This is a genomic window from Pedobacter aquae (genome assembly GCF_008195825.1).
GTDB lineage: Bacteria > Bacteroidota > Bacteroidia > Sphingobacteriales > Sphingobacteriaceae > Pseudopedobacter > Pseudopedobacter aquae.
Genome location: NZ_CP043329.1, coordinates 2,153,671 through 2,178,104 on the forward strand (window position 1 = coordinate 2,153,671; position 24,434 = coordinate 2,178,104).

Annotated in this window: 19 protein-coding genes and 1 riboswitch; of the genes, 6 read left to right on the top strand and 13 right to left on the bottom strand. The window is 35.8% G+C overall.

Translation table 11 applies throughout. The features are described from left to right. The first annotated feature begins 66 nt into the window (after positions 1-66). Entirely contained in the window at positions 67-888 is an 822-nt protein-coding gene (locus FYC62_RS09395; RefSeq protein WP_149074741.1) for an alpha/beta hydrolase family protein, read from the top strand. Positions 889-890: 2 nt separating this feature from the next. Here the strand turns inward: FYC62_RS09395 and ispG are convergent, their stop codons facing one another. The 3 genes from ispG to FYC62_RS09410 form a co-directional block, all read right to left on the bottom strand. Next, a complete protein-coding gene (ispG, locus tag FYC62_RS09400; RefSeq protein WP_149074742.1) occupies positions 891-2,876 on the bottom strand; it encodes a (E)-4-hydroxy-3-methylbut-2-enyl-diphosphate synthase in 1,986 nt (661 codons plus the stop codon). 85 nt (positions 2,877-2,961) lie between these two features. Continuing rightward, on the bottom strand, positions 2,962-3,570 hold the full coding sequence (locus FYC62_RS09405; protein ID WP_149074743.1) for an RDD family protein: 609 nt from the start codon (positions 3,568-3,570) through the stop codon (positions 2,962-2,964). Positions 3,571-3,580: 10 nt separating this feature from the next. Continuing rightward, the gene (locus FYC62_RS09410) at positions 3,581-5,689 is read right to left on the bottom strand and encodes an OstA-like protein (protein ID WP_149074744.1); all 2,109 of its coding nucleotides are present in this window, start codon (positions 5,687-5,689) and stop codon (positions 3,581-3,583) included. A 50-nt stretch (positions 5,690-5,739) separates the two neighbouring features. Between FYC62_RS09410 and tilS the strand changes: the two genes are divergently transcribed. Next, positions 5,740-7,077, top strand: coding sequence for a tRNA lysidine(34) synthetase TilS (gene tilS, locus FYC62_RS09415; protein ID WP_149074745.1), 1,338 nt, complete (start codon positions 5,740-5,742; stop codon positions 7,075-7,077). Then, on the top strand, positions 7,074-7,556 hold the full coding sequence (locus tag FYC62_RS09420; protein WP_149074746.1) for a hypothetical protein: 483 nt from the start codon (positions 7,074-7,076) through the stop codon (positions 7,554-7,556). The genes tilS and FYC62_RS09420 overlap by 4 nt, the downstream gene beginning before the upstream one ends. A 475-nt stretch (positions 7,557-8,031) precedes the next feature. Here the strand turns inward: FYC62_RS09420 and FYC62_RS09425 are convergent, their stop codons facing one another. The 3 genes from FYC62_RS09425 to FYC62_RS09435 all read right to left on the bottom strand — a co-directional run bounded on the left by FYC62_RS09425 (position 8,032) and on the right by FYC62_RS09435 (position 12,933). Beyond that, positions 8,032-10,398 (bottom strand): ribonucleoside-diphosphate reductase subunit alpha, encoded by a 2,367-nt coding sequence (locus tag FYC62_RS09425; protein ID WP_149074747.1) that lies wholly within the window; start codon positions 10,396-10,398, stop codon positions 8,032-8,034. A gap of 132 nt (positions 10,399-10,530) precedes the next feature. Further along, positions 10,531-11,499 (bottom strand): ribonucleoside-diphosphate reductase small subunit, encoded by a 969-nt coding sequence (locus FYC62_RS09430; protein ID WP_149074748.1) that lies wholly within the window; start codon positions 11,497-11,499, stop codon positions 10,531-10,533. 108 nt (positions 11,500-11,607) lie between these two features. Next, a riboswitch (cobalamin riboswitch) is annotated at positions 11,608-11,827 on the bottom strand. 140 nt (positions 11,828-11,967) lie between these two features. Continuing rightward, positions 11,968-12,933 (bottom strand): isopenicillin N synthase family dioxygenase, encoded by a 966-nt coding sequence (locus FYC62_RS09435; RefSeq protein ID WP_149074749.1) that lies wholly within the window; start codon positions 12,931-12,933, stop codon positions 11,968-11,970. Between the two features lie 147 nt (positions 12,934-13,080). Between FYC62_RS09435 and FYC62_RS09440 the strand changes: the two genes are divergently transcribed. Further along, positions 13,081-13,773 carry a DUF421 domain-containing protein gene (locus FYC62_RS09440; RefSeq protein WP_039449207.1) on the top strand — a complete coding sequence of 231 codons (693 nt, stop codon included), beginning with the start codon at positions 13,081-13,083 and terminating at the stop codon, positions 13,771-13,773. Here the strand turns inward: FYC62_RS09440 and FYC62_RS09445 are convergent. The 4 genes from FYC62_RS09445 to FYC62_RS09460 form a co-directional block, all read right to left on the bottom strand. Then, on the bottom strand, positions 13,770-14,279 hold the full coding sequence (locus FYC62_RS09445) for a phosphoribosyltransferase family protein (RefSeq protein ID WP_149074750.1): 510 nt from the start codon (positions 14,277-14,279) through the stop codon (positions 13,770-13,772). The genes FYC62_RS09440 and FYC62_RS09445 overlap by 4 nt on opposite strands. 283 nt (positions 14,280-14,562) lie before the next feature. After that, positions 14,563-14,955 (bottom strand): hypothetical protein, encoded by a 393-nt coding sequence (locus tag FYC62_RS09450; protein ID WP_149074751.1) that lies wholly within the window; start codon positions 14,953-14,955, stop codon positions 14,563-14,565. Continuing rightward, positions 14,952-16,349 (bottom strand): 23S rRNA (uracil(1939)-C(5))-methyltransferase RlmD, encoded by a 1,398-nt coding sequence (rlmD, locus tag FYC62_RS09455; RefSeq protein WP_149074752.1) that lies wholly within the window; start codon positions 16,347-16,349, stop codon positions 14,952-14,954. The genes FYC62_RS09450 and rlmD overlap by 4 nt, the downstream gene beginning before the upstream one ends. Positions 16,350-16,392: 43 nt before the next feature. Continuing rightward, positions 16,393-19,896, bottom strand: coding sequence for a T9SS type A sorting domain-containing protein (locus FYC62_RS09460; protein WP_149074753.1), 3,504 nt, complete (start codon positions 19,894-19,896; stop codon positions 16,393-16,395). Between the two features lie 296 nt (positions 19,897-20,192). On the opposite strand from FYC62_RS09460, the gene FYC62_RS09465 reads away from it, so the two are divergent. Both FYC62_RS09465 and FYC62_RS09470 read left to right on the top strand, forming a co-directional pair. Next, the gene (locus FYC62_RS09465; RefSeq protein ID WP_149074754.1) at positions 20,193-21,122 is read left to right on the top strand and encodes a hypothetical protein; all 930 of its coding nucleotides are present in this window, start codon (positions 20,193-20,195) and stop codon (positions 21,120-21,122) included. After that, the gene (locus FYC62_RS09470; protein WP_149074755.1) at positions 21,056-21,919 is read left to right on the top strand and encodes a DUF4861 family protein; all 864 of its coding nucleotides are present in this window, start codon (positions 21,056-21,058) and stop codon (positions 21,917-21,919) included. Before FYC62_RS09465 ends, FYC62_RS09470 begins: the two co-directional genes overlap by 67 nt. Before the next feature lie 52 nt (positions 21,920-21,971). Here the strand turns inward: FYC62_RS09470 and FYC62_RS09475 are convergent, their stop codons facing one another. Genes FYC62_RS09475 through FYC62_RS09485 form a run of 3 tightly spaced genes read right to left on the bottom strand, consistent with a single transcriptional unit; the run spans position 21,972 to position 24,433 of the window. Next, positions 21,972-22,760, bottom strand: a complete 789-nt coding sequence (locus FYC62_RS09475; protein WP_149074756.1) for an L-fucose dehydrogenase — start codon at positions 22,758-22,760, stop codon at positions 21,972-21,974. Between the two features lie 5 nt (positions 22,761-22,765). Further along, complete coding sequence (locus FYC62_RS09480) at positions 22,766-23,620, bottom strand: fumarylacetoacetate hydrolase family protein (RefSeq protein WP_149074757.1); 855 nt, start codon at positions 23,618-23,620, stop codon at positions 22,766-22,768. Between the two features lie 48 nt (positions 23,621-23,668). Then, a complete protein-coding gene (locus FYC62_RS09485) occupies positions 23,669-24,433 on the bottom strand; it encodes an SDR family NAD(P)-dependent oxidoreductase (protein ID WP_039449153.1) in 765 nt (254 codons plus the stop codon). Position 24,434: the final 1 nt, after the last annotated feature.

Here is a 24,434-nt window from a genome sequence, read left to right on the forward strand (position 1 = left end):
TATGAGTTGTATCTATTTTGAATCTAATCAAACATTCTTCAATATTATTCTTTTATTTTTATCATCATGAAAAAAGAAAACTTCTCTCTAACTGGCAGTAATCAACATACTATCATAGGAGACATAACTTATAGTGCAAAACCAACAAAGCAGGTTGCCATTTTTGTACATGGTTTTAAGGGATTTAAGGACTGGGGAGCTCATCATTTGGTGGCTCAGTATTTTGCTTCGTATGATATTCATTACGTAAAATTTAATTTTTCGCATAGCGGCGTCAATCCAGAAAACCCTGTAGATGTTAATGATTTAAATCTCTTTGCTGCTAATACACCTAGTTTTGAACTTTTTGATTTAGACCTTATCATATCCTACACAAAACAAAAATTTCCTGATGCCGCACTCACTTTAATTGGGCACAGCCGTGGTGGCGGCTTAAGTATCTTAACAGCAGCAGAAAATAAGAGCATCCATAAATTAATTACTTGGGCCGCTATTGATAGTTTTAGCAGCTTATGGAAAAAAGAACAAGAGCCAGAATGGCGAGAAAAAGGCAAAATTGAAGTTTTTAACGCCCGAACCAAAGAATATATGCCTTTAAACTTATCTCTTTTACAGGATATTGAACAAAATGCTGATAAACTAAACATCAAAACTGCTGCAGAAAACATTAAAAAACCTTGGCTTATTATCCATGGTAATGATGATATTAATGTCCCTTTAAGCGTAGCACAAAACTTCTTAAAACTTAATCACGAAGCTAGTTTTATAGAGATAAACAAAGCTAATCATGTATTTGGCGCTAGTCATCCCTATAAAGAGGACCAACTACCAGAACAATTAATAAAAGTTTGTGATGCTAGTATTGATTTTATAAAGAAAACCGAATAAGCTTACTCTTTCTCTACCCAATTACCGTCTGCCCTGATGATTTCTATCAATTCATCTAGGGCATTTTCTGTATTTACATTTTTCTGGATAACTTCTTTTCCACGATACAAGGTTATCTTACCCGGACCAGTTCCTACATAGCCGTAATCGGCATCGGCCATTTCACCTGGGCCATTAACTATACAGCCCATAATACCAATCTTTATTCCTTTTAAATGATCGGTACGGCTGCGTATCATTTGGGTGGTTTCTTGCAAATCAAACAGGGTACGTCCGCAAGAAGGACAAGAAATATATTCTGTTTTAGAGATACGGCTGCGTGTTGCCTGTAAAATCCCAAAAGAGGTAGATACAATAAATTTAGATGACAGATGTGGAGCATCTATCCAAACGCCATCGCCAAAGCCATCTAATAACAAAGCACCTAGATCTGTAGCTGCATAAAGCTGAGCTTTTAAAGCTATATCTTCTTGATTTTCATCATCAAATTGATAACTTCTTTTAATAATGACTGGCGTATCGATACCTGCTTGGGCTAGTTTAAAGAAAAACGCTCTTTGGTCTGCCATGCCATGTGTTTCATTAGTTTCTAATACAAAAACTAATGTTTTATCGAAAGGAATATCAGCGAAAGCGTCTGTATCTAAATCCTCACGTTTAATTTTTACTAGATTAAGCGCAGTATCTCTTTCTGTTGCGCTTACATATTCTGTTAGGCTAAATAGCGGATGGCAATTGGTTTTATTTTTCAATTGCTGCCAAGTAGAATAATCAAAAAGCTGTTTTAAATTACCCGGAAAGCTAAAAGAAGGCAACTGACTACCCATATAGGCAAAATCAATGGATTGATCGCCCATGTTGTATTTATCTAAAGCTGCCGAATAGATATATCCAGCATCAGCCAACACAAATGGATCTTTTAGGTTTTTATCAGATATATCTAAAATAACTCGTGGAACTTGATGTCCGCCAATAAAAGTATTTAGCTCCGCAGAAGGGCGTTTATTATACTCGAAAGGAGAAAAATATTCAGGAAGTTCAACATCATCAGCATTTTTTAGTTGCGTTTGCTGATGTTTGCGCTCTTCATAACGTTGGGCTAACACTCTGGCAACTGGTATTTCAAACTCTGGTTCTTCTGTTAAGGAAACTCTAATGGTATCGCCCAAACCATCTTCTAGCAAAGTACCAATACCCACGGCAGATTTTATTCGGCCATCTTCACCATCACCAGCTTCGGTAACACCTAAGTGTAAAGGATAATTCATCCCCTCTTTTACCATAGTTGCTACCAATAAACGGTAAGCTTGCACCATAACCTGTGGGTTGCTAGATTTCATAGAGATGACCAGCTGATGGTAATCTAAAGCATGGCATATACGAATAAACTCCATTGCCGACTCTACCATTCCCTTAGGTGTATCGCCATACCAGCTCATGATACGGTCTGATAGCGAGCCATGGTTAGTGCCTATACGCATAGCTGTACCATGTTCTTTACAGATTTGTACCAGTGGAGCAAATTTCTTTTTTATACGTTGAAGTTCTATTTCGTAAGCTTCTGGCGTATAATTAAGCTCTTCAAATTTCTTTTTATCGGCGTAGTTTCCCGGGTTTACCCTTACTTTTTCTACAATTTTTGCTGCAAGTTCTGCTGCATTGGGGGTAAAATGTATATCGGCAACAAGTGGTGCGTGGTATCCTTTTTCGTGTAAACCTTTTCTTATTTCTGCTAGGTTTTGAGCTTCTTTTATAGATGGTGCTGTAATTCTTACATACTCGCAACCCGCATCAATCATCCTGATACTTTGCGCTATAGAACCTTCGGTATCCATCGTATCAGTAGTAGTCATAGACTGTAACCTGATAGCATGATTTGCCCCCATAGGAACATTTCCTATATAAACTTCTAGCGTATTAAATCTGGAGTATTGGGTTAAAGAATTACAATAAATACCTTTTAAAGACATTGCCGCCTCTGCATCCATAAAATAAAATTTAAACAAAAATAAAGGATTTTATTAAAAGCCGGCTTTTTAAAATTTGTTTTAAAAAAGCAGAAAATTTATGCTTTTAAATTAAACGCTCTTTTATAACTAAAGTGCCAGCCCAAACATCGTGTAAACATTGCTGTTTTTTATTTAAGAAACTATACAAATAGCCTATAAAAAGAGTTAAAGTACTACCAATTTTACCAAGATTTCTAATGAATATCTGATGAAATGATGGTTTTAGGCCATCTAAATTGGTAACTTTTATATTTAACATACGCTTACCTACTGTAAACTGAGTTTTAGTTTCTGCAATAATTTGATAAACAAACTTCAGGAGTGGTAACGCTACTAAATTGGATAATAAGATAAGTTGTACAGCATCTTCCTTATCAAAAGCTAGGATATAAGTAAACTCGGCAACAGCCACCACAAATAAAACTAAAAACCAATCTATGGCAGCTGCTAAAAGTCGTAAATCAAAACCGGCGAAGTATTGCGGAGCTGTAAATTGTTGCTTAAAACCGAATAAACTTCTGAGCTCTTCAAATTCATGGGCTTCTTTATAATCATCCATACCGGGCTTTCTAATGAAAGCATCGGGTTTAACATCCAAAGCTTTTAATTCTTCTAAACTAAAAGGTCCTTCGGGTTTACCCTTCATCACCAAGGTATAGATTTTGGTCTCCATTGTTATTTAATTATTGACTGCTTATTTTCTTAGGTGGCGCTTCTTGCTTGGCTGGCGGAGCGTTTTCTTTCTTAACAGTTGGAGCCGCCTTAGGTTTAGCTTTACTAGCAGTTTTAGATTTTGACGTACTTGCTTTTGGCGTTGGCTTTTTACTCGTCGCTTTTTTAACTGCCTTTTTAGCAATAATTTCATCCTTAGATTTTGGCCTATCTTTGGGCTTCCAGCTAAAGTTTGGTAAGGTCTTTAGCTCTTCTGTAACATCTTCTATAGGGTAATAAGTCATTTCTGGCTTCCTAATAAAAGTGATAGACATTAAGCTATCGTTGGTGAAATTAATCCGCATACGGGCGGCCAGCGTTCTAGACATGCTATTGTATGCTGTACTATCCTTAGGGAAATAAATACTCTCTGCATTACCATCCACAAAAACCCGGTCTAGCTGCTCGTTAACAAAATAACCTTTCATTATTTTACCAGCAACTTGGTTAAAATAGGCAGAATCTTGTTCTGTATTTACAACAATGGCATTTCTAATCATGTCCATATTGTCCATCTTCTTATTGACCATTTGTAAGTACATAGTATCGGCAGAAATTTGGCTACCCTGTGCCCAAACCATAGGAGCTTGAAAAATTCTTAAGGTAGAATCTCCGTAACTAAAAAAAGCAGAATCAGACCTGGCCTGTAAATCAGATTTAAAAACTCTTACTTTACGCCAAGCACTTACAACCCTAATTTTTGTGGTATCGCTTTCCAAAGCGTAAATGCTATCTTTTCTAATACTATCTATCACAAACTGCTTTCGCAAATTGGCTTTTATCAAAACAGAATCTACTTTGGGCGGCATCAAGTTTTGCTCTTCTACAGGAGCTTTACTTTGCGTAGCAATTTCTTGTACAGGGGCTTCATTGCTCTTATTCTTTCGCTTTCTAGTTCGTTTAGGTGTCTTTTCATCCTCAGCAGCTTTAACTATGGCTGGTTGTTTTGGTGTATCTTCTAGGATGACTAAACTATTTTCTTTTAGTGTATCTATAACTAAAGAATCAGCCGGATTGAGACCTTCTTGTTTTGGTAAAGTTAAAGCTGCGCTATCTAAACTGGCTTTGGTACTATCTGCCGCTAAGCTATCTGCAAGTGCAGCCAAAGCCTTTGCTTTTTGTATAGCGTAGAGTTCCTTTTTCATGTAAACTTTACTGTAAAGGGTATCTGCCGACATCCAGATGCTATCTTTTGAGACCGAATCTTTTTCTGTTACAAAAACGATATAAGCATTTTGCGTAACGGTTATACTTTCATCCTTTTTAAGATAATTCCCCAAATCGCCTCTTAGCTCTACTTTTTGGGCGGTATCAACAAAAAGAATATTTTTAACCGCCCTGCCATAGCCCACCTTACCATCGTAAAACAAGCTATCGCCCTTTAAACTTTTAGAGTTCTGCGTATATAAATTTCTTTTACCAAAAGCAGCTTGCTCTGTAGCGGTATTGTATTGGCCGTTTTCTGTATATAAAGTATCGTCTTTACCGTAAATATGGGTTGGCCCATAGAAATAGGCAATTTTACTTAAAGAATTATAGCGTAAAGTATCAGATTTTATTAGAACCTCTGGCGTTTTAACTCTTACATTGTACCTAAAATAGGCATCGCTAGAGCTAGAAAAATAATAACCATTGGTGCTGGTTAAAGTATTATCTCCGTTTACAATTTTACCGCCATTGGTATAGGTACCAACCTTGCTGGCCATGTTGTATGTTAAATTATTGGTGGTTAAAACCGAGCCTCTATCAACCATTCTTACATTATTGGTTAATACCGCCATCTTGGTATTTCCGTTATAATTCAGTAAATCAGCAAAAATATTAACGGTATCTGCTTGGTTAATATGTACATGTCCAAAAGCATCAAAGCTATTTTTTTCGATGTAGAAATAAGCGCTATCGCAAATTAATGTGGCGTTATCTTGCTGAAAAACAGGCCTAATAACTTTCTGAATATTTTGTCCGTTCCTTTTCATCCCGATAAAGGACTGCGATTGCAACAGTTCTACACGAGTGATTTTTTGTGCTTGTACCATTTGTACCAACACCAGGATAAACAATAAAAGGGAATACTTTTTCACAAAGCAAAATTAGTTTTTTGGTAACGATTTTAAACGGTTAAATTTGATTGATGTTATGGCAACTAAAATCTTTTCAGGATTTCATTAAATCCGAAGGCTTAATTGGGTCTAAAGATACTGTTTTGCTAGCTGTTAGCGGTGGTAAAGACTCTGTTGCGATGGCTCATTTATTTAAACAAGCCAACTTTTCTTTTGCTATTGCACACTGCAATTTCCAATTGAGAGGTACAGAATCTGACCGCGACGAGCAATTTGTAGCTCAATTAGCCAAAACTTTAGAAGTTCCTTTTCATGTAACCAGTTTTAATACTTTGGCTTACGCCGATGAGCATAAAATAAGCACCCAAATGGCGGCTCGGGATTTAAGATATCGCTTTTTTGAGGAGCTTGTATCAACTTTTAATTATCAGAAAATAGCTGTAGCACAACATCAAAATGATGCTATTGAGACTGTTATTTTAAATTTAACTCGAGGTACGGGTATAGCCGGTTTACATGGCATTAAAACCGAGAGGCAAAATATCATCAGACCTTTAATGCTTTTTAAACGTGAGGATATTGATGCTTATATTTTAGCAAACCAGCTAGATTTTGTTGAAGATAGCTCTAACAGTTCTACCAAATACATCCGAAATAAAATCAGACATCAGATTATTCCGGTGATGAAAGAGATTAACCCCTCTTTAGAAGATACTTTTCAAAAAAACATTGCTTATTTTTCTGATTTAGAAGCCTTTTTAAAAGCAAGCATCCAAGAATACAAGCAAAAACTGTTTCAAAAACATCCGAAAGGCTATCTAATCAGCATCCAAAAATTAAAAGAAATACCCGCTTTACATTTTATTTTAACCGAGCTATTATTGCCTTATGGTTTTAATAGCACCACAGTAACTGATGTTATTTTGGGTTTAGATAAAGAGAGCGGCAAAACCTTTTTTGGTAAAGATGATGTTTTATTAATTGATAGAGATTTCATCTTCTTACAAAAAATACAGCAAGAGCACCGTACCGAGTTGACCTTAAATGAAGATGATTTGATGCTTTATTTTCAGGATTTCATCATCACCCAAGAAATTACAGAAACTACTTTTTCTAATAGCCAAACTACCGCATTTGTTGATACCGAGAAATTAAAATACCCTTTAGCGCTAAGAACATGGCAAGAAGGCGATAAATTTATGCCCTTAGGAATGAAAGGCTTTAAGAAGTTGAGCGATTTTTTCATCAGCTTAAAAATACCGCTTACGCAAAAACATCTGATTCCGGTTTTAGTTAATGCTGATGATCATATCATCTGGATTGCTGGTTACCGTTTAGATGAAAGATTTAAAATAACTGCCGATACTAAAAAAATAACTAAATTCGAATTAAAGAATATAAAGCCATGATTCATTATTACCCTTTTTATGAAAAACAATACCTTGGAAGAGACTACTCTTTTATAAGCATTAGGTTGGTAATGGCTATTTTTTGTTTCTTGGCTTACTATTGGACAGAAAATAAAGATAAAAACGGCGATTTATTACTCTTAGTAGGATGCGGAATTTTAGCCGTTAGCGTGTTGATGTTGTTTTTACTTCATTACCGCACCATTGTAAACAACAAAGCTGTTTTAATTGATGGTTTATGGACCACCAGATTGGTTAAAATAGATTTAAATAGCATTGTTAAAGTTGAAAAAGGAGAATACAGCAAGTACTTTCTTAATAACCCCGTATATAATTTACATAGAAACGGTTCTATTAAATTTTATGCTGGTGGTAAAGATGCCATCCGCTTAACAGACCGCGACGGCTTAATTTATGTAATTGGTACCCAAAGACCAGTAGAACTTTATCAGGCTATTATGGAAGAGATGAAGAAGTAGTGATGGGAAAGGCCGAAGGCTGAATCTGGACCAAAGGTATTTTTTATACCTATACTAGCATATAAAAATTAAAGCCCAAGGTTTAAACCTTGGGCTGTTAAAATGCAAGTTTAATATTAGAATTATAGATTTTCTACTTTTTAGAACACCTTATATATAAATCAAAATTAGACTTACAAGGTTCGCCAAAATAACAATCATGATCTGCTTGACTCCAATAAACAGACTTCCTTTGAGGTAAACAATAAATAAGCTCTTCTAAAATGTATGTACATCCATTATGATTGAAGTTCATCCCAATATAAAATTCTGATTCATGGAATACATTTTTATATAGCCAATCAAAATCTCCTGACATCAAAAACACGTCACTTTTATCCTTACTAAGAATAAAATTAAATAACACTTGTACGCTCATAATCTAATTATTTATTTTCACGAGAAAATTTAATACAATAGCACTAATACCTATTAATTAAGACCCGCAAGACAAGCAACCATCTTCCATACTACAACTTGCACCTTCTTCTATCACAACTTCTGGTGTTTGTACCAAAGGTTCCATCTCTTTTCCCGCCTGACTTTCTACCGAGAACTTGACTGCTTGTGTAGCTGCTTGTGTTCTTAAGTAATACATACCTGTTTTTAAGCCTTTTTTCCAGCTATAAAAATGCATAGAGGTTAATTTTGAAGCGGTTGGAGAACTGATAAACAAGTTTAAAGACTGAGACTGACAAATAAATGCTCCTCTATCGGCAGCCATATCAATCACATTTCTCATCTTAATTTCCCAAACCGTTCTATATAAATCTTTGATGCGTTGCGGTATAGCCTCTATATCTTGTACCGATCCGTTTGCCAAAATAATAGCATCCTTCATTTTACTATTCCAAAGATTGAGTTCTACTAAATCTTTTAATAAATGCTTATTTACCACTACAAACTCTCCGCTTAATACCCTTCTGGTATAAATATTAGAGGTATAAGGCTCAAAACATTCGTTATTTCCAAGTATTTGTGAGGTTGATGCTGTTGGCATTGGCGCCATTAATAAAGAGTTTCTTACACCTTTTTTTATAACTTTCTTTCTTAAAGCATCCCAATCCCAACGTTTACTTTCTGGCTGTACTCCCCATAAATCAAACTGGAACTGTCCTTTAGAAAGTGGTGAACCTTTAAATGTTTCATAAGGTCCTTCTTTCTCTGCTAAATCAGCAGAAGCTGTCATAGCAGCAAAATAGATGGTTTCAAAAATATCTTTATTCAGTTGTTTTGCTTCTTCACTTTCAAAAGGCATTTTTAACAGAATAAAAGCATCGGCAAGACCTTGTACACCCAAACCAATTGGTCTGTGGCGCATGTTAGAATTTTTAGCCTCTTCTACCGGATAGTAGTTGTTATCTATAATTCTATTAAGGTTTAAAGTTGCCTGATAACTTACTTCGTAAAGCTTTTCGTGGTTAAAAGTACCATCTATAACATAACGAGGTAAAGAAAGTGAAGCCAAATTACATACCGCAACTTCATCTGGAGAAGTGTATTCTATAATCTCGGTACATAAATTAGAACTTTTTATAGTGCCTAAATTTTGCTGATTTGATTTTTGATTGGCTGCATCTTTATACAATAAATATGGCGTACCTGTTTCTATTTGCGAATCAAGAATAGCGAACCATAATTCTTGTGCTTTAATGGTCTTTCTGGCTCTTCCTTCTTGCTCATATTGCTGATAAAGCGCTTCAAACTCGGCACCAAAACAGTCGGCTAAGCCTGGTGCTTCATGTGGGCAAAACAAACTCCAATCGCCATTAGCTTCTACCCTTTTCATGAATAAATCAGACATCCACAGAGCGTAAAACAAATCGCGAGCTCTGTTTTCTTCCTTACCGTGATTTTTCTTTAAATCCAGGAAGTCAAAAATATCTGCATGCCAAGGCTCTAGATAAATAGCAAAAGCACCTTTTCTTTTACCACCACCTTGGTCTACATAACGGGCAGTATCGTTAAACACTTTCAGCATAGGAACAATACCATTACTGGTTCCATTTGTACCACTAATGTAAGAACCGGTTGCCCTAACATTATGGATGCTTAAACCAATACCTCCTGCACTTTGCGAAATCTTGGCGGTTTGCATCAAGGTGCTATAGATACCTTCAATGCTATCATCTTTCATGGCAACCAAGAAACAGCTAGACATTTGTGGCTTTGGTGTACCAGCGTTAAATAAGGTTGGTGTAGCATGAATAAACCAACGTTCGCTCATTAATTCATAAGTTTTGATAGCGCTAGCTAAATCCTGCTTATGAATACCTACTGCAACACGCATAAATAAATGCTGCGGACGCTCTACAATACGACCGTTAAGTTTTAGCAAATAAGAGCGCTCTAAAGTTTTAAAACCGAAATAATCGAAACTAAAATCTCTATCGTAAATGATGGTACTATCTAAAATGTCGGCATTTTCTTCTATCACCTGCCAAACATCATCAGCAATTAAAGAAGCTGGCTTTAATGTTTTTGGGTCTTTATATTCATGCAATAATCGCATGGTTTCTGAAAAAGACTTGATGGTATTCTTATGTAAATTAGATACCGCTATACGAGAAGCTAAAATGGCATAATCTGGATGACGGGTGGTTAAAGAAGCCGCGGTTTCTGCCGCCAAATTATCTAGTTCTGATGTTGTTACTCCGTCGTACAAGCCATCGATTACCTTTTTAGCAACCTCTACAGGGTCTACAAAATCTGCATTTAAGCTGTAGCTGAGTTTCTCTATTCTTGAGGTTATTTTATCAAATTTTACGGATTCTGTTCTTCCGTCTCTTTTTATTACGAACATTCTTTTTTAGTTTGTTAGATTGTTAGGTGATTAGTTTGTTAGGTTGTTAGTGGGTAGTTTGTCGGGATGGCGATTTCATAGCCTAATAAACTAACCAACTAGCCCGATAATTCATCAGGACTAAGCATCTAATTAAAAATCTTCTTCCAGTGAAAACGCTTGGTCTTCTTTGCTACTTAATACACCACTTTTTTGGTAATCGCCTACACGTTTTTCAAAGAAATTGGTTTTACCTTGTAGGGATATCATTTCCATGAAATCAAAAGGATTTGTAGCATGATATTTTTTATCATAACCCAATTCTACTAGCCATCTATCAGCCACAAACTCGATGTATTGCATCATTAAGCGAGCATTCATCCCGATTAAATTAACGGGTAATGCCTCAGAAATAAATTCTTTTTCTATCTCTACAGCTTCAGAAATAATTTCATAAACCTCTTCTTTGCTCAACTTATTTTGAAGCATACCGTAAAGCAAGCAAGCAAATTCGCAATGTAAACCTTCGTCTCTTGAAATTAACTCGTTACTAAAAGTTAAACCAGGCATTAAGCCTCTTTTCTTTAACCAGAAAATAGAACAGAAACTACCGCTAAAGAAAATACCTTCTACGGCAGCAAAAGCTACCAAACGTTGTGCAAAAGTGCCTTTTTCTATCCATCTTAGTGCCCATTGTGCTTTCTTCTGCACACATGGAACCGTATCTATGGCATGTAAAAGATGGTTTCTTTCTTTTACATCTTTGATATAAGTATCAATTAATAAAGCATAGGTTTCTGAGTGGATATTCTCCATCATGATTTGGAAACCATAAAAGCACCTAGCTTCTGGCACCTGTACTTCGCTCATGAAATTAACCGCTAAGTTTTCATTCACAATACCATCGCTAGCGGCAAAAAAAGCTAAAATATGGCTAATGAAATGCCTTTCGCCATCATTAAGATTTTCCCAATCTTTTTGGTCGGCAGATAAATCTATCTCTTCTGCTGTCCAAAAACTAGCTTCGTGGCGTTTGTACATTTCCCAAATTGCGGGATAATTGATGGGCAGAATCACAAAACGATCCTTGTTTTCTTTAAGTAATACTTCTTCCTGTTGCATGGTTCTAATTTTTAAATTTTACAAACAGGAATTGACAAAAGACAACATAGACCCTGATAGGTATTGAGGGTTTAGAAGAGCTTCTATCAAAACCTTTTACGTGAAAGTCTTGACAAATCCTAATCGGCAGGTCTCCTGGCTTATCTGTTTACTAAATGCCTTCCCATTTTGTTGAAAAACAAAACAGTGACCTGATATTTAGCAAATTTTTGATTTCAAATTTTAGTTGAAAAAACAGAAATACAGTTGCAACGTCAGCCCATGATTTTAACATGGTTCCCTTTTAATACCAAAACAAATTTGGTAACCTGAATAAGTGATGTTAAAGAACTATTTCAAAAGTATGACTAATAAAGCGAGTATAGGCAATGAAGTTTTGAACAATAAGGAAACTTATTCACAACCTTGCTATAAAAACAAAAAAGCGCCTTTTTGGGGCGCTTCCTTCCTATTCTGAATTACTGATTTTTATTTTTTAAGACCTATTTCTCTTAAACGTTCGTCGAGATACTCGCCAGCCGTCATATCGCTATAAGCTTTAGGGTTTTCTTCATCAATACAAGAAGTTAAAGAAGTTAAATCCATACCCGATTTTGGATGCAAGAAAAAGGGTACCGAGTACCTAGAGCTCTTCATCAATTCTCTTGGCGGATTTACCACACGATGAGTGGTCGATTTTAACTTGTTATTGGTTAAACGCTGTAACATATCGCCAACATTAACTACAATATCTTCGCCATGGGCTTTAACGGCAAACCAATCTCCGTTTCTAGTCAAAACTTCTAAACCATCTGCGCTAGCACCAATTAATAAAGTAATGAGGTTGATATCTTCATGCGCCCCGGCTCTTACTGCATCGGCAGGTAAAGCATCTGGATTTTCAATCGGGAAATAATGTATAGCTCTTAATATGGAGTTTCCATTATGCACTTTATCCTCAAAATAATCCTCGGGTAAACCCAAATAAACTGCTATAGCTTTTAAAAGCTGCTTACCTGCATGCTCTAATTTTTGGTAGATTTCTTTGGTAACGATGTTAAAAGCAGGTACTTCTTCTACAAGAACATTATCTGGATATTCTTCTTTGATGACATCTCCATCCTCAACATATTGCCCGGTTTGCCAAAACTCTTTTAAATCTGGTGTTTTAGAATCTTTAGCTTTTTCGCGACCTTTTGAGGTATAACCACGTTGCCCTGCAAGCTCTACTTTTTCGTATTTTAATTTAGTTTCTTCGGGTAAACTAAAAAACTCTTTTACTTGTGTGTAAAGGTTATCGATAAGCTCCTTACTTAAACCATGATTGGTGATGGTAACAAAACCTGTATCATTAAAAGCTTTGCCAATATCATCAGAAAATTGTTTTCTCTGTACTGCTGTACCATTCACATAATCGTTTAAATCTAAACGCGGTATATTTATTGATGTAGCCATGTTTTGTTGTTTGTAGTAAAACAAATGTAAGCTCAAAATGTGGATAAACCTATATTGTTTTTAAACATCACGCTTTAAAACTCTGATTTTCATTATTTTGAGTTTTACACATTTTTATAAAGATAAATAATTTCCTGAATTATAACTATGAATGAAATTTTTGAATGGGAAAGAGTTTTAATGAATGATTTGCCTATTATTTTCTTGTTGGAGGTGATATTCAGATGCTTAGTCATGTTTATCGTGGTCTTATTTTCTTTAAAACTTACAGGCAAGAGAGGCATTAAGCAATTATCTATTTTTGAGTTGGTCATTATCATCACGCTAGGTTCTGCAGCCGGCGACCCTATGTTTTATGAAGATGTAGGTTTATTACCCGCTATTACTGTTTTTATTTGCGTTTTAGCTTTTTATAGAACTGTTACTTGGGCGCTTAAATTTAAAAAATTTGAGCATTGGATAGAAGGCAAACCGGCTTATTTAATTGTCGACGGGGAATTTGTTATAGAAAGAATGAAAAAAGAAGACATAGCTGTTGACGAATTTTATGCAGAACTAAGAATGGAACACATAGACCATTTAGGCCAAGTAAAACTAGCTATTTTAGAAGTATCTGGAGATATAAGTGTATTTTTCTATAAAAACGAAGATGTAAAATACGGTTTACCTATACTGCCACAAGAAGTTAGAAATCCTGTAAAAGAGATTACAAAAAAAGGTTTATTTGCTTGTGTTTCTTGCGGTAAAGTTCATGAATTAGACATAGCAACAGAGGCGGTTTGCAGCAAGTGCGGCAAAAAGAAATGGTTAGAAGCTAGGAATAACTTTAGGGTAGTTTAGTTTAGATAGACACCATCGGGCTCATTATTCTCGTCTAAAACTACTTCTACGTGTTCTTTTAATACGGTAGAAAGTTGTAGGCCTACAAAATCTGTAGCTACCGGAAATAGTTTATGACTTCTATCTATCAAAACAACAGATCTCAATTTTTTTAAAGGGATATTTAAGAATACTCCTAAACCATAAGCAATGGTTCTACCGCTATTTAAAACATCATCAACTAAAATAATAACTTTATTTTGGCAGGCTTCTATAGGGATATTGATAGATGATTCTAGCTTAGAGCTATCTTTATTTAACTCAATTTCTGCTAAGGTAATTTTAAAATGAGCAATTTCTTTTAATACTTTTTCTAGCCTTAAAGCAAACCTATAACCTCTAGAAACCACACCCGCAAGAATAATTTCTTGTTCTTCTATATTGTCTTCTAAAATTTGATAAGCAATACGGTTAATTTTCTGCTGTATTTGCGTATGGTTAAGAATAAGTACTCTTTTGGTTGGCATAGCTGCTATTTTTGGCTCAAATTAACTAATTATGTTTAAACCTGTAATCTTTTTTAAAAATTAATGTAACTAATGATGCTATGATAGCGTCTAAGTTTTAAAAGGTTTACAAATTTGTCTTAATAAATTTTTAGTGTGTGTTAATGCTAAGAGGTTATCAATAATCGAATCCACTTTATGTGGCTGGTTTCAATTGTCATCCTGAGCAGGGTCGAAGGATGAATTAGGCTTCAACTCCGCTTCAGCCTGACACGAATTATTTGATTTGACAGCCTCTTTTCTTTTAATAGGGGTAATAAACAAAATTTGCTCCTTCTGGCACCACAACAAAGACACAGGCAAAATCGTCGGCATTTTTATAGCTGCTTAAAAAAGCATCTTTCTTAGTCTCCTGAATAATGCCTCTTTCTATAAATTCTTCTAAAGTGGATGCTTGTATAGTCCAATCTGTAGCCAATTCTACCCTATCTAAAATAACTTCACCAATATGAACTTCATGCTGATGAGCAATAAATATAGGATGGGCCGATAAACCTTCTACCATAATTTCTATGGCAACCTCCCTAATGGCATCTTTATAATTTGCTAAATCTTTTTTTAAAGAGAGTAAAGGACTTTCCTGAGGTTTTTGATTTTCCCCCGCAGCCGGATTACCCATTAAATCTTCTTGATTCATTTCTTCAATTCTAATAAAACCACATTTTCTACATGCTGCGTTTGAGGGAACATATCAACAGGTTTAATTCTGCTCACTTCATATTTCTCTTTTAAACGCAGCAAATCTCTAGCCTGTGTAGCCGCATTACAGCTTACATAAACAATTTTATCAGCCTCCATCTCCATTAAGCGCTCTACAACATCAGGGTGCATACCCGCCCTTGGAGGGTCTGTAATCACCACATCGGGTTTGCCATGTTGGGCTATAAATTCGGCATTTAAAACGTCCTTCATATCGCCAGCATAAAACTTCGTATTGTTTATACCATTAATTTGTGAGTTTACCTTTGCATCTTCTATGGCCGTTGGCACATACTCTACCCCAACAACTTCTTTAGCATCTTTTGCTACAAAATTGGCAATGGTACCTGTACCGGTATACAAATCGTAAACCAATTCTTTACCTGTTAAACCTGCAAAATCACGCGTTATTTTATACAATTCATAAGCTTGTAAAGAGTTGGTTTGGTAAAATGATTTAGGCCCGATTCTGAACTTCAAGCCCTCCATTTCTTCATAAATAAAAGGCTGCCCGTGGTATAATAAAATATCTTGATCAAAAATGGTGTCATTTTTCTTTTGGTTGATGATGTACATAAGCGAATTTACCTGAGGAAAACTAGCTTTCACAAAATCCATCAAAAGCTCTACTTGCCCTTCTTCCGGATAAGCAAAAACCATCACAATCATCAGTTCTCCTGTTGAAGAAGTTCTGATGATTAAATTTCTTAACGCACCTTCATGAGCTCTTAAATCGTAAAAAGAAATTTGATTAGCTAAAGCAAAATCGCGGATGCTGTTTCTAATTTCATTAGAAGGAGAAGCCTGAAGCCAGCAATGCTGAACATCTAAAATCTTATCAAAACGAAGAGGTACATGAAAACCTAAAGCATTCATTTCCATAGCTTCGCCAGAGGCAACATCTTCTTGGGTTAACCATCTTTTATTAGAAAATGTATATTCTAATTTGTTACGGTAATAAGTAGTTTCTGCCGATGCTAAAATAGGCTCGGTATGTGCAACATCTAAACCTGCAAGCCTTTGCAAAGCATCAGTAACAGATTTTTGCTTGTATTTTAACTGTGCGCTATAATCCATGTGCTGCCATTTGCAGCCTCCGCAAGTTCCAAAGTGTACACAAAAAGGTGTTACCCTATCTGCCGATGGTTGATGTAGCGTATGCACCTTGGCCTCAGCAAATTTTTTCTTCTTTTTATAAACTGCGGCATCTACAACATCACCAGGGATAGCTTTTTCTATAAAAACCACCAAATCTTGATGTCTTGCTACACCTTTACCTTCTTCTGCAATGTCAAAAACTTCTAATTGCTCTAATATCTTTTGTTCGCCCAAAACTTATGCTGTTTAAGCTGGCAAAATTAAGGTTTTAAAAAGATTATTCACCATGAATAAATTTCTTATGTACCTGTTTTGTGCCTACTTCAAGCTTCACTATATAAACGCCTTTTACTAAAGGTACTTTACTTAGGAAAACATGGTTTTCTCCTTTTGCAAAACTTAATAAAGAAGTTTGTACGCATTTACCAGAGATATCGTAAACATAAAGCTTAGCGTTTTCTTCTTTAGCCGTAAATGCTGAGAGCTTAAATTCTGAGGGTAAAACAATAATATCTAGCTCTTGCTGATTGGAGATACCCGTATTTACTGCAATAATTTTTAATTCTGTAGATTTTCCATCAAAATCTACTTGAACCAATTTATAGTAATTTGTTCCGCTTAAAGGCTTTGCATCAGTTAAGCTATAATTTTGAGGAACAGATGAATTACCTACACCAGCTATACTTTTTAATAAATGGAAGTTTTTACCATCATTAGACCTATAAATATGAAACTTCTGGTTATTGGTTTCTGTAGCTGTAGACCAAGCCAGCTTAACCTCATTATTTTGGTTAAACCCATTGAAAGAAAGCAAACTTACCGGTAAAGTATAAATACCACTAGTAGCCAAAGTTTGGTTAAAATTTAACCATGGACTACCTAAAATAGAACTATCGTTAGATGATATGAATAAAATTTGCTCATTTGCAGCTATACTGTATGACCTAGCAGTAAGGGTTTGTGGTGATGGTACAAAGTTATCTCCACGGGTAAAATGAATTTCATGCTGATTACCTGCTGGCATTAAAGTATCTAGATTTAGCGTTACATTTGTGTTGTTATCATTTCTAAATGATGCATAAACTGCTCCGTTTAACCTTACCACTAACCCTTTAACACCGTTTACGGTAAGTCGGCTTACCGAAGCTTCCCCCGTTGCGTTTGCTCTTCTGATTTCTGTGATGAAGAATTTTCTGGTATTTGCCGGATATGTGAATGGAGTTGTTCCTGTAGAAAGGTTAAATCTTAATCTAATTTCTGAGGCTAACCTAACGAAATCTCTTAAAGTACCGGCCATAGCAGTATCTACAGAAGTAAAATCATGCTGATGTATAATAGCTCTTAAGCCACCATAGGTATATCTTTTGCCAGGCTCATCTATGGTAAAAACTTTTGGGTTTAATAAGCCGAACCTTCCGTAAGTAAATCTGATACGGCCATCAATACTACCTGCTTGCGTAGCTACATTATCTTTAGGATAAACTTCTACCAAACCTACCATTCTATCTGGCAACATGATCCATTGCTGAAAAGAAGCCCAGTTGGTATCAAAACCTCTAGGGCCGGATGTTTGGTATTGTAAAATAGAAGGAGTAGAAATTGTAGCAGCAGTTTTAGCTACATTACTTTTAGCATTCATTTTGGTACTCATATAGCCCCAATCTGTCCATTCTGTTGTTCTGGTACTAGTAGCAAAGTTTCTAACATGAACTTTAGCATGTACAGCCATTAAAGCAGCATCCATTTCATCTTGTCCGGCAAATCTTCCGGGCTGGGTTGTCATGGCGCCAACAATGGTTTGTGCACCTGGAAAATCCTCATTACCAGAGACATTTCTACCAGATGCAGCATAAGAGAAACGGCCATATCTTGCTTTAGGTCCTTGGATATTTCTGTTATAAACAAAAAAATTATCGGGTACTGGTGAAGATGACAGATTCATCTTATGAAAAGTAACCGAAAGTGGGTCGCCATCAAAACCATAAACCTGATGGTATCTATCATAAACAGATTTCAGGTATGGATTTTCTGTGATGTATAAAATGGGCGCTAAAGAGGCAGACCTAGAAAACAAATGTGTTGCACCGTTCCACATCGTTTTCCAGGCGCCTGCCGTGTAATACTCTGGTACCTCTAAGGGTTCTATGTCTAAAATTTCATAATTGGCTGATTTTGAAATGATATCCCAAGCAGGCTGATACTCTATCATAGCCCAAATTTTAGCTAGAGAAGCCGTTGTACCGCCATGATAATTTGCTACTTCATTTTGCTTTTTGATATAGCTGTAACCTCCATCAGGATATAAACCGTATTGATGTAAAGAATCTACCAATACTTTAGCCCTATCAATCCAACCATTATTATTTCTATATAAACCCGCATGGATTAATACTTCTGCATAAGATATATCTCGATTGGTATAAATACCTTTTAATAATTCTGTTTGGCTAAAGATGATATTAGACCTGTTGAAGAATTGTCTGCCCATTTCATCGGCTGCACCACGCATTTTTTGCTTTAAGCTAGTAGGTATATAATCAGGAAAAGAAAATTCAGACATGTACCAACCATAGGTTACTAATGGAGCTGCAAACCAATCATTTAAAGCATTTGCCGTTGTACCTGGCACACCATTACTATCAGACCCGTTGATTAAATAATCATCAGAAGTAGCATATAAACTCATTAAAAAGCGTCTAAAAAGCTCTGGATGATTGCGGTAATTACTTTGCGGAGAAATTAGCAACCAGTACATTTTCTCTATATTATCTCCTAACAGGCGAGAATTATATTCCTGTGGGAAAACAAAATTACCAGGTGTAGATTTTGCAAAAGCAGGAAAACTACTTGCTAAATAAGATGAAGCCCAAGCATTTAAGCTGGCAATAAATGGATTTGTAGCCTCTGTAGTATGCAATGGTGGCGGATTAAACCCTATTGCTTTTTGAGGAACTAAAGGAGTGCCTGGTGTTGCATCTCTTAAAGCTTCAATTTCTAAAGCTAGGGTATTGGCCTCGGCATCATAGCCTGCATTTTGTGCTAGTAATTTACGCTCTTCAGCAACATCTATGGCTATATCTTTTAGCTCGGCCAAAGCCGTAAGCGGTACGATAGAAATATCATCAAACCAAATGTTTTTTGGATAAGGACCTGTAGGAAGTGCTGTTGATGTATTTGGCCGAATAGAAATACGCATGTTGGTACGTTCTGTAACCGTCCAAGTTGAAATATCTACATACATTTTGTACCTACGCCATGTACTGGTAGGTGTAAAAACTTGTAAAGGGGTAGCTACTGTACCAGAGCCATCTCCATTAGAGGTAATACTCTCGGTAGATTTAAAAATATTAACCGTTACCGGATATACCTGATCTGATTTCATGTAGAAACTAACTACATAATTTCCGGCAGGTACAGGTGTTATATTTCCGAAGGATTGTAACAACCTGATATCATTTCTATTGGTTTGTTTATCTATTTGTAAAAATAAAGACCTCGCCCCAGAATTTACTGTATTACTTACAATAGTAGCAGAACCTAAAGCACATGGACTACCAGAACAGTTACTACTAGAAATGATAAGCTGCCATTCATTTGGACGACCTGAAGGGGTGCCAGCATTTGATGTATTTAAAAACGCTGGTGTACCTGTTGGAGTAATTTCAAAACCTGCATTACTAAGTAAATTGCTTTGTGCCTTGGCAGTTCCAAAATTTGCTAATGTGAAAGCTACAAGGGTGTATCTCGCAATTTTTTTAAAGTTTATAAAATGAAGTATCATGTGGTTTATTTGGTAAAGCTAAGGTAGGTGAAGCTGCTATAGACCAAATGCTTACATGTTGCAATTGATTATTTAAAAGTTGCAAGTATGTTAGATTTAAAAGGATGAAACATCTAAAAAGACCTAAACTGCTTGTTTTGGCGAGTTGAAACAAGAAGATGCAACATCTGGCAAATCTGAAAAATAATTCTAAACCTACCTTTATGATAACCAATTAGAAAAGGCAAAAGCCTTTATCGAAAATTTTATCAGCAAAAGTATTAACAAGTTTTTTTAATCATTTTAAATAACCAATTATGAAAATTTCTACTCGTAAATTTAAATTCATGAAGCTAAACTTCATGGCAATTTTGCTCATGATGAGCATTAGTTTTACTGCTTTTGGGCAGACTACTATACCTGCAAGACTAACTGGTGATTACGTATCTACTGCAGTTGGTGGAGCTTGGAATAGCACCAGTACATGGACTAGGGTTGGAGGGGCAGCAGTAAATGCAAATGGACCACAAGCTGGAGATAATGTACATATTATTGGCGGAAGCACTGTTACAATTACAGCACCTAATACCACAACAGCCTTTACCGTAAGTTGTAGAAATCTTTATATTGAGGCGAACGGTAAATTAGAAAGTGGAAGCAGTGGCGCTGTTGCTTATGTAACAGCTACAGGTGCTACACAAGGAAATGTTTCTTCTGTAACCTATAATGTGCTTAGAGTAGGAGTAAATTTACAAACGGATTCTACAGCATCACGTATTATTAACAATGGTACAATAGGCTCGGGAAATAACATAGATGCTGCTTTAGATATTAGAGATATGATTGATATTCATGTTTATAATTCAAACAACTCAACTAATACATCTTTCGTTCCTAACTCTACTTTTACTTTTTCTGGAAATGGAAAGACTAAAATAGTTGGTCTGGCTGCATTTGGAGCGCAAACAGGAACAAGTCCTAACATTATTAATCATACTAGAACCTTAACTATTAATTTAAATAACACAACTAATCCATTACTAATAGCTGGTCAGTTTTCTAATGGAGCCAGAAGTTTAACACTTAACCGACTGGGTAACAACTCCATCAATGAAAATCATATTATGAATATCAATACTACAGTAACGGTAAGAGATAATGGTTCTTCAGTTGCCAAAACTTGCCTAAAGTTAGTGGCTTTCAGCCTTACCAAACAGACGGACCAACTTGGGAGAACGATAAAGTAGGTTACCGCCATTATTTAGATGGTAGACATGCTAAGGATTTGTTTGGAAAATTACAAGCGGAAATTTCACCCGAAAATGTGGGTTTAACTGATAAAATGGAAGTGGTAGATAATTATCATGTCATGGAAAAATGGGGCAGAGATATACTGCCTGTGGGAAATTCTGTTGGCATTGGTGGTATTGCCATAAGCACTAAAAATGGTTTTAAAAGAATAGGTAGTATTGCTACCGATACCCTTTATCCTGTCAAAAAAACTAAATGTAGAATTTTAACAGAAGGCCCTATTTACAGCCAATTACAGATTAAGCATCATCAAGCTCGACTAAACAATAAAAACTTCAAAATAAAAGAAAAACCCGCTATTTGGGCATCAAGCTATGCTTATGAAAATCAGATAAATGTATCATCAAAACATAAAACTGATGAAAATTTAATGATTGGTTTACCTAAAGTAGTGACCGATGTTGCTTTAGATGAAATAAGAACTAAAAATTGGATTGCCCTTTACACTTACGATAAGCAGAGCTATAATAAAGAAAATGTAATAGGTATTGCTATTGTTGTGCCTACAAAGCATTTTATAAAATCTGGCAAAATACCCGATACCGAAAAACTTTCTAATTCTTATTTTGCAGAACTCTCTTTAAAAAACACTAAAGAATCCATCTCTTATTTTGCTTTAGGATGCTGGGAGTATTCAAACACTCAATTTAAAACTAAAAGTGGTTTTGAAACCTATTTAAATAGCTTTTTAAGAGGTTTAAATGCGGATGTTAGGGTAAATATACTAGATTAACTTCTTAGAGAAATAAAAAACGGGGCTGATTGATCATCTAGCCCCGTTTTTTTTATGCATTAGCCAAAGCCCTATCCAGATGTACGTAGCCGCCATCAACATGAATCAGCTGCCCGGTGGTATGACTTGATTTATCTGACATTAAGAACGCTACCGTATTCGCAATTTCTAGCGTAGTTGTCATTCTGTTTTCTAATGGAATATTAGCTGTAATCTCTGCTAACTTTTCTTTCGCATTTGCTAAAGTTTCTATCCATTTAGCATACTGTGGTGTCCAACACTCGGCAACAATAACAGCATTAACCCTAATACCGTATTTTAGTAATTCTACTGCCCATTCGCGGGTTAAAGCATTTCTTCCGCCATTTGCTGCTGCATAGCCAGAGGTATTACCTTGTCCGGTTTCTGCTGTTTTAGAACCAATATTTACTATACTACCTTTAGATGCTTTTAAGTAAGGTAAAGCATAATGAGCGAGTAAATAATAATGTACCAAGCTATGGTGTAAACTTTTCACAAAACCCTCATAACAACCATTTTCCAAACCTACACCATCATTTAAACCTGCATTATTAACCAAACCGTCTATCCTGCCAAAGGCTTTTACAACTGCTTTAATGGCATCTTCACAAGCTACTGGGTTTGATAATTCTGCTTGCACACAAAATGCTTGCCCTCCTGCTTTAGCAATATCATCTGCTAATAATTGATTATCAGCTTGGTTTCTGCCTAAAATAACAGGAATGGCACCTTCCTGAGCCAAAACTCTACAAACGCCTTCTCCTATACCTTTGGCTCCACCAGATACAACAATAACTTTATCCTTTAATCCTAAATCCATAATGATTAGCCTTGATATGCCTTAACCTGTTGCTTAGAAGTTCCTAAGCCATCTATACCCAACTCTACAACATCTCCTGGTTTTAAATATACAGGCGGATTAAAGCCTAAACCTACGCCATGTGGCGTTCCTGTCGAGATGATATCCCCAGGCAATAAAGTCATGAAATGACTTAAATAACTTACCAGTTTAGGTATACTAAAAATTAAATCATCGGTATTACCGTCTTGAAATATCTTATCGTTTACTTTTAACCAAAGTCTTAAGTTGTTTACATCAGCAACTTCATCTTTTGTAGCTAACCATGGGCCAATAGGAGCAAATGTATCACAGCCTTTTCCTTTATCCCAAGTACCACCACGCTCCAGTTGAAACTCACGCTCACTAACATCATTGTGCAAGCAATAACCAGCAATATAATCCATAGCATCTGCTTCTTCAACATAGCTTGCTTTTTTACCAATTACAAAAGCCAATTCTACTTCCCAATCTGTTTTAACCGAGTTTTTAGGGATGATGATATCATCATTTGGACCAACTAAAGCTGTGGTAGATTTAAAAAACAAAATAGGCTCTGCCGGAATAGGTGCATTTGTTTCTTTGGCGTGTTTAGCATAGTTTAAACCAATACAAACTATTTTTGATGGTCTTGCTACAGGCGAACCTAATCTTTCTGATGCAGAAACCTCTGGCAAATTACCTTCATTTTCTTTCAAAAAGGTTGCTAATCTATTTAAGCCATCGTTTTCAAAAAATGCCTCGTTATAATCTTCACCAAATGCAGATGTATCATATCTTTTATCGTTAATAATAACACCTGTTTTTTCTTTTCCTGCTTGTCCGTATCTTATTAATTTCATTGTTTGTATGTTTTATCAGAAGCTCTCTTAAGAAAGCATTTTAATTTATTAGTTATTCAATTTTATAAATCCACCATCTATAGGATAATCATTACCAGTAATAAAACCAGCTTCATCACTACATAAGTATAATGCTAATGTAGCAATTTCATCAACACTACCCATTCTGCCTATAGGCTGAGATTTAGATAATTTCTCGAACATCTCTTGTTCTTTACCAGGATAATTTTTAGCTATAAAACCATCAACAAAAGGAGTGTGTACCCTTGCCGGGGATATAGAATTACATCTGATATTTTGATGAATAAAGTCTTTAGCAACACTTAAAGTCATGGCAAAAACAGCTCCTTTACTCATGCTATAAGCAAATCTATCATTTAAACCTACATAAGCCGCAATAGAGGCTACATTTAAGATAACACCCTGTTGTGTTTTGGTGAAATAAGGCAAAGCCTCATGTAAACAGTTATATGTTCCTTTTACGTTTACTTGATAAACGCGATCAAAATCTGCTTCGCTAGTGTTTACCACATTACCAACATGAGCAATACCGGCACAATTAACCAAAATATTAATGTTACCAATTTTTTCAAATACAGATTTTACGATTTGCTGATTGGTAACATCGCATGCAAATGCAAATGCTTCCCCGCCGTCTTCCTGAATCTTGAAAACAGTTGTACTAGCCTGTTCCTGATTAACATCTAAAACATAAACTTTAGCCCCTTGCCTTGCAAAAGTTAGCGCTATAGCTTGCCCAATACCGCTTCCTGCTCCTGTTACAACGGCTGATTTACCTTCTAATGAAAACACG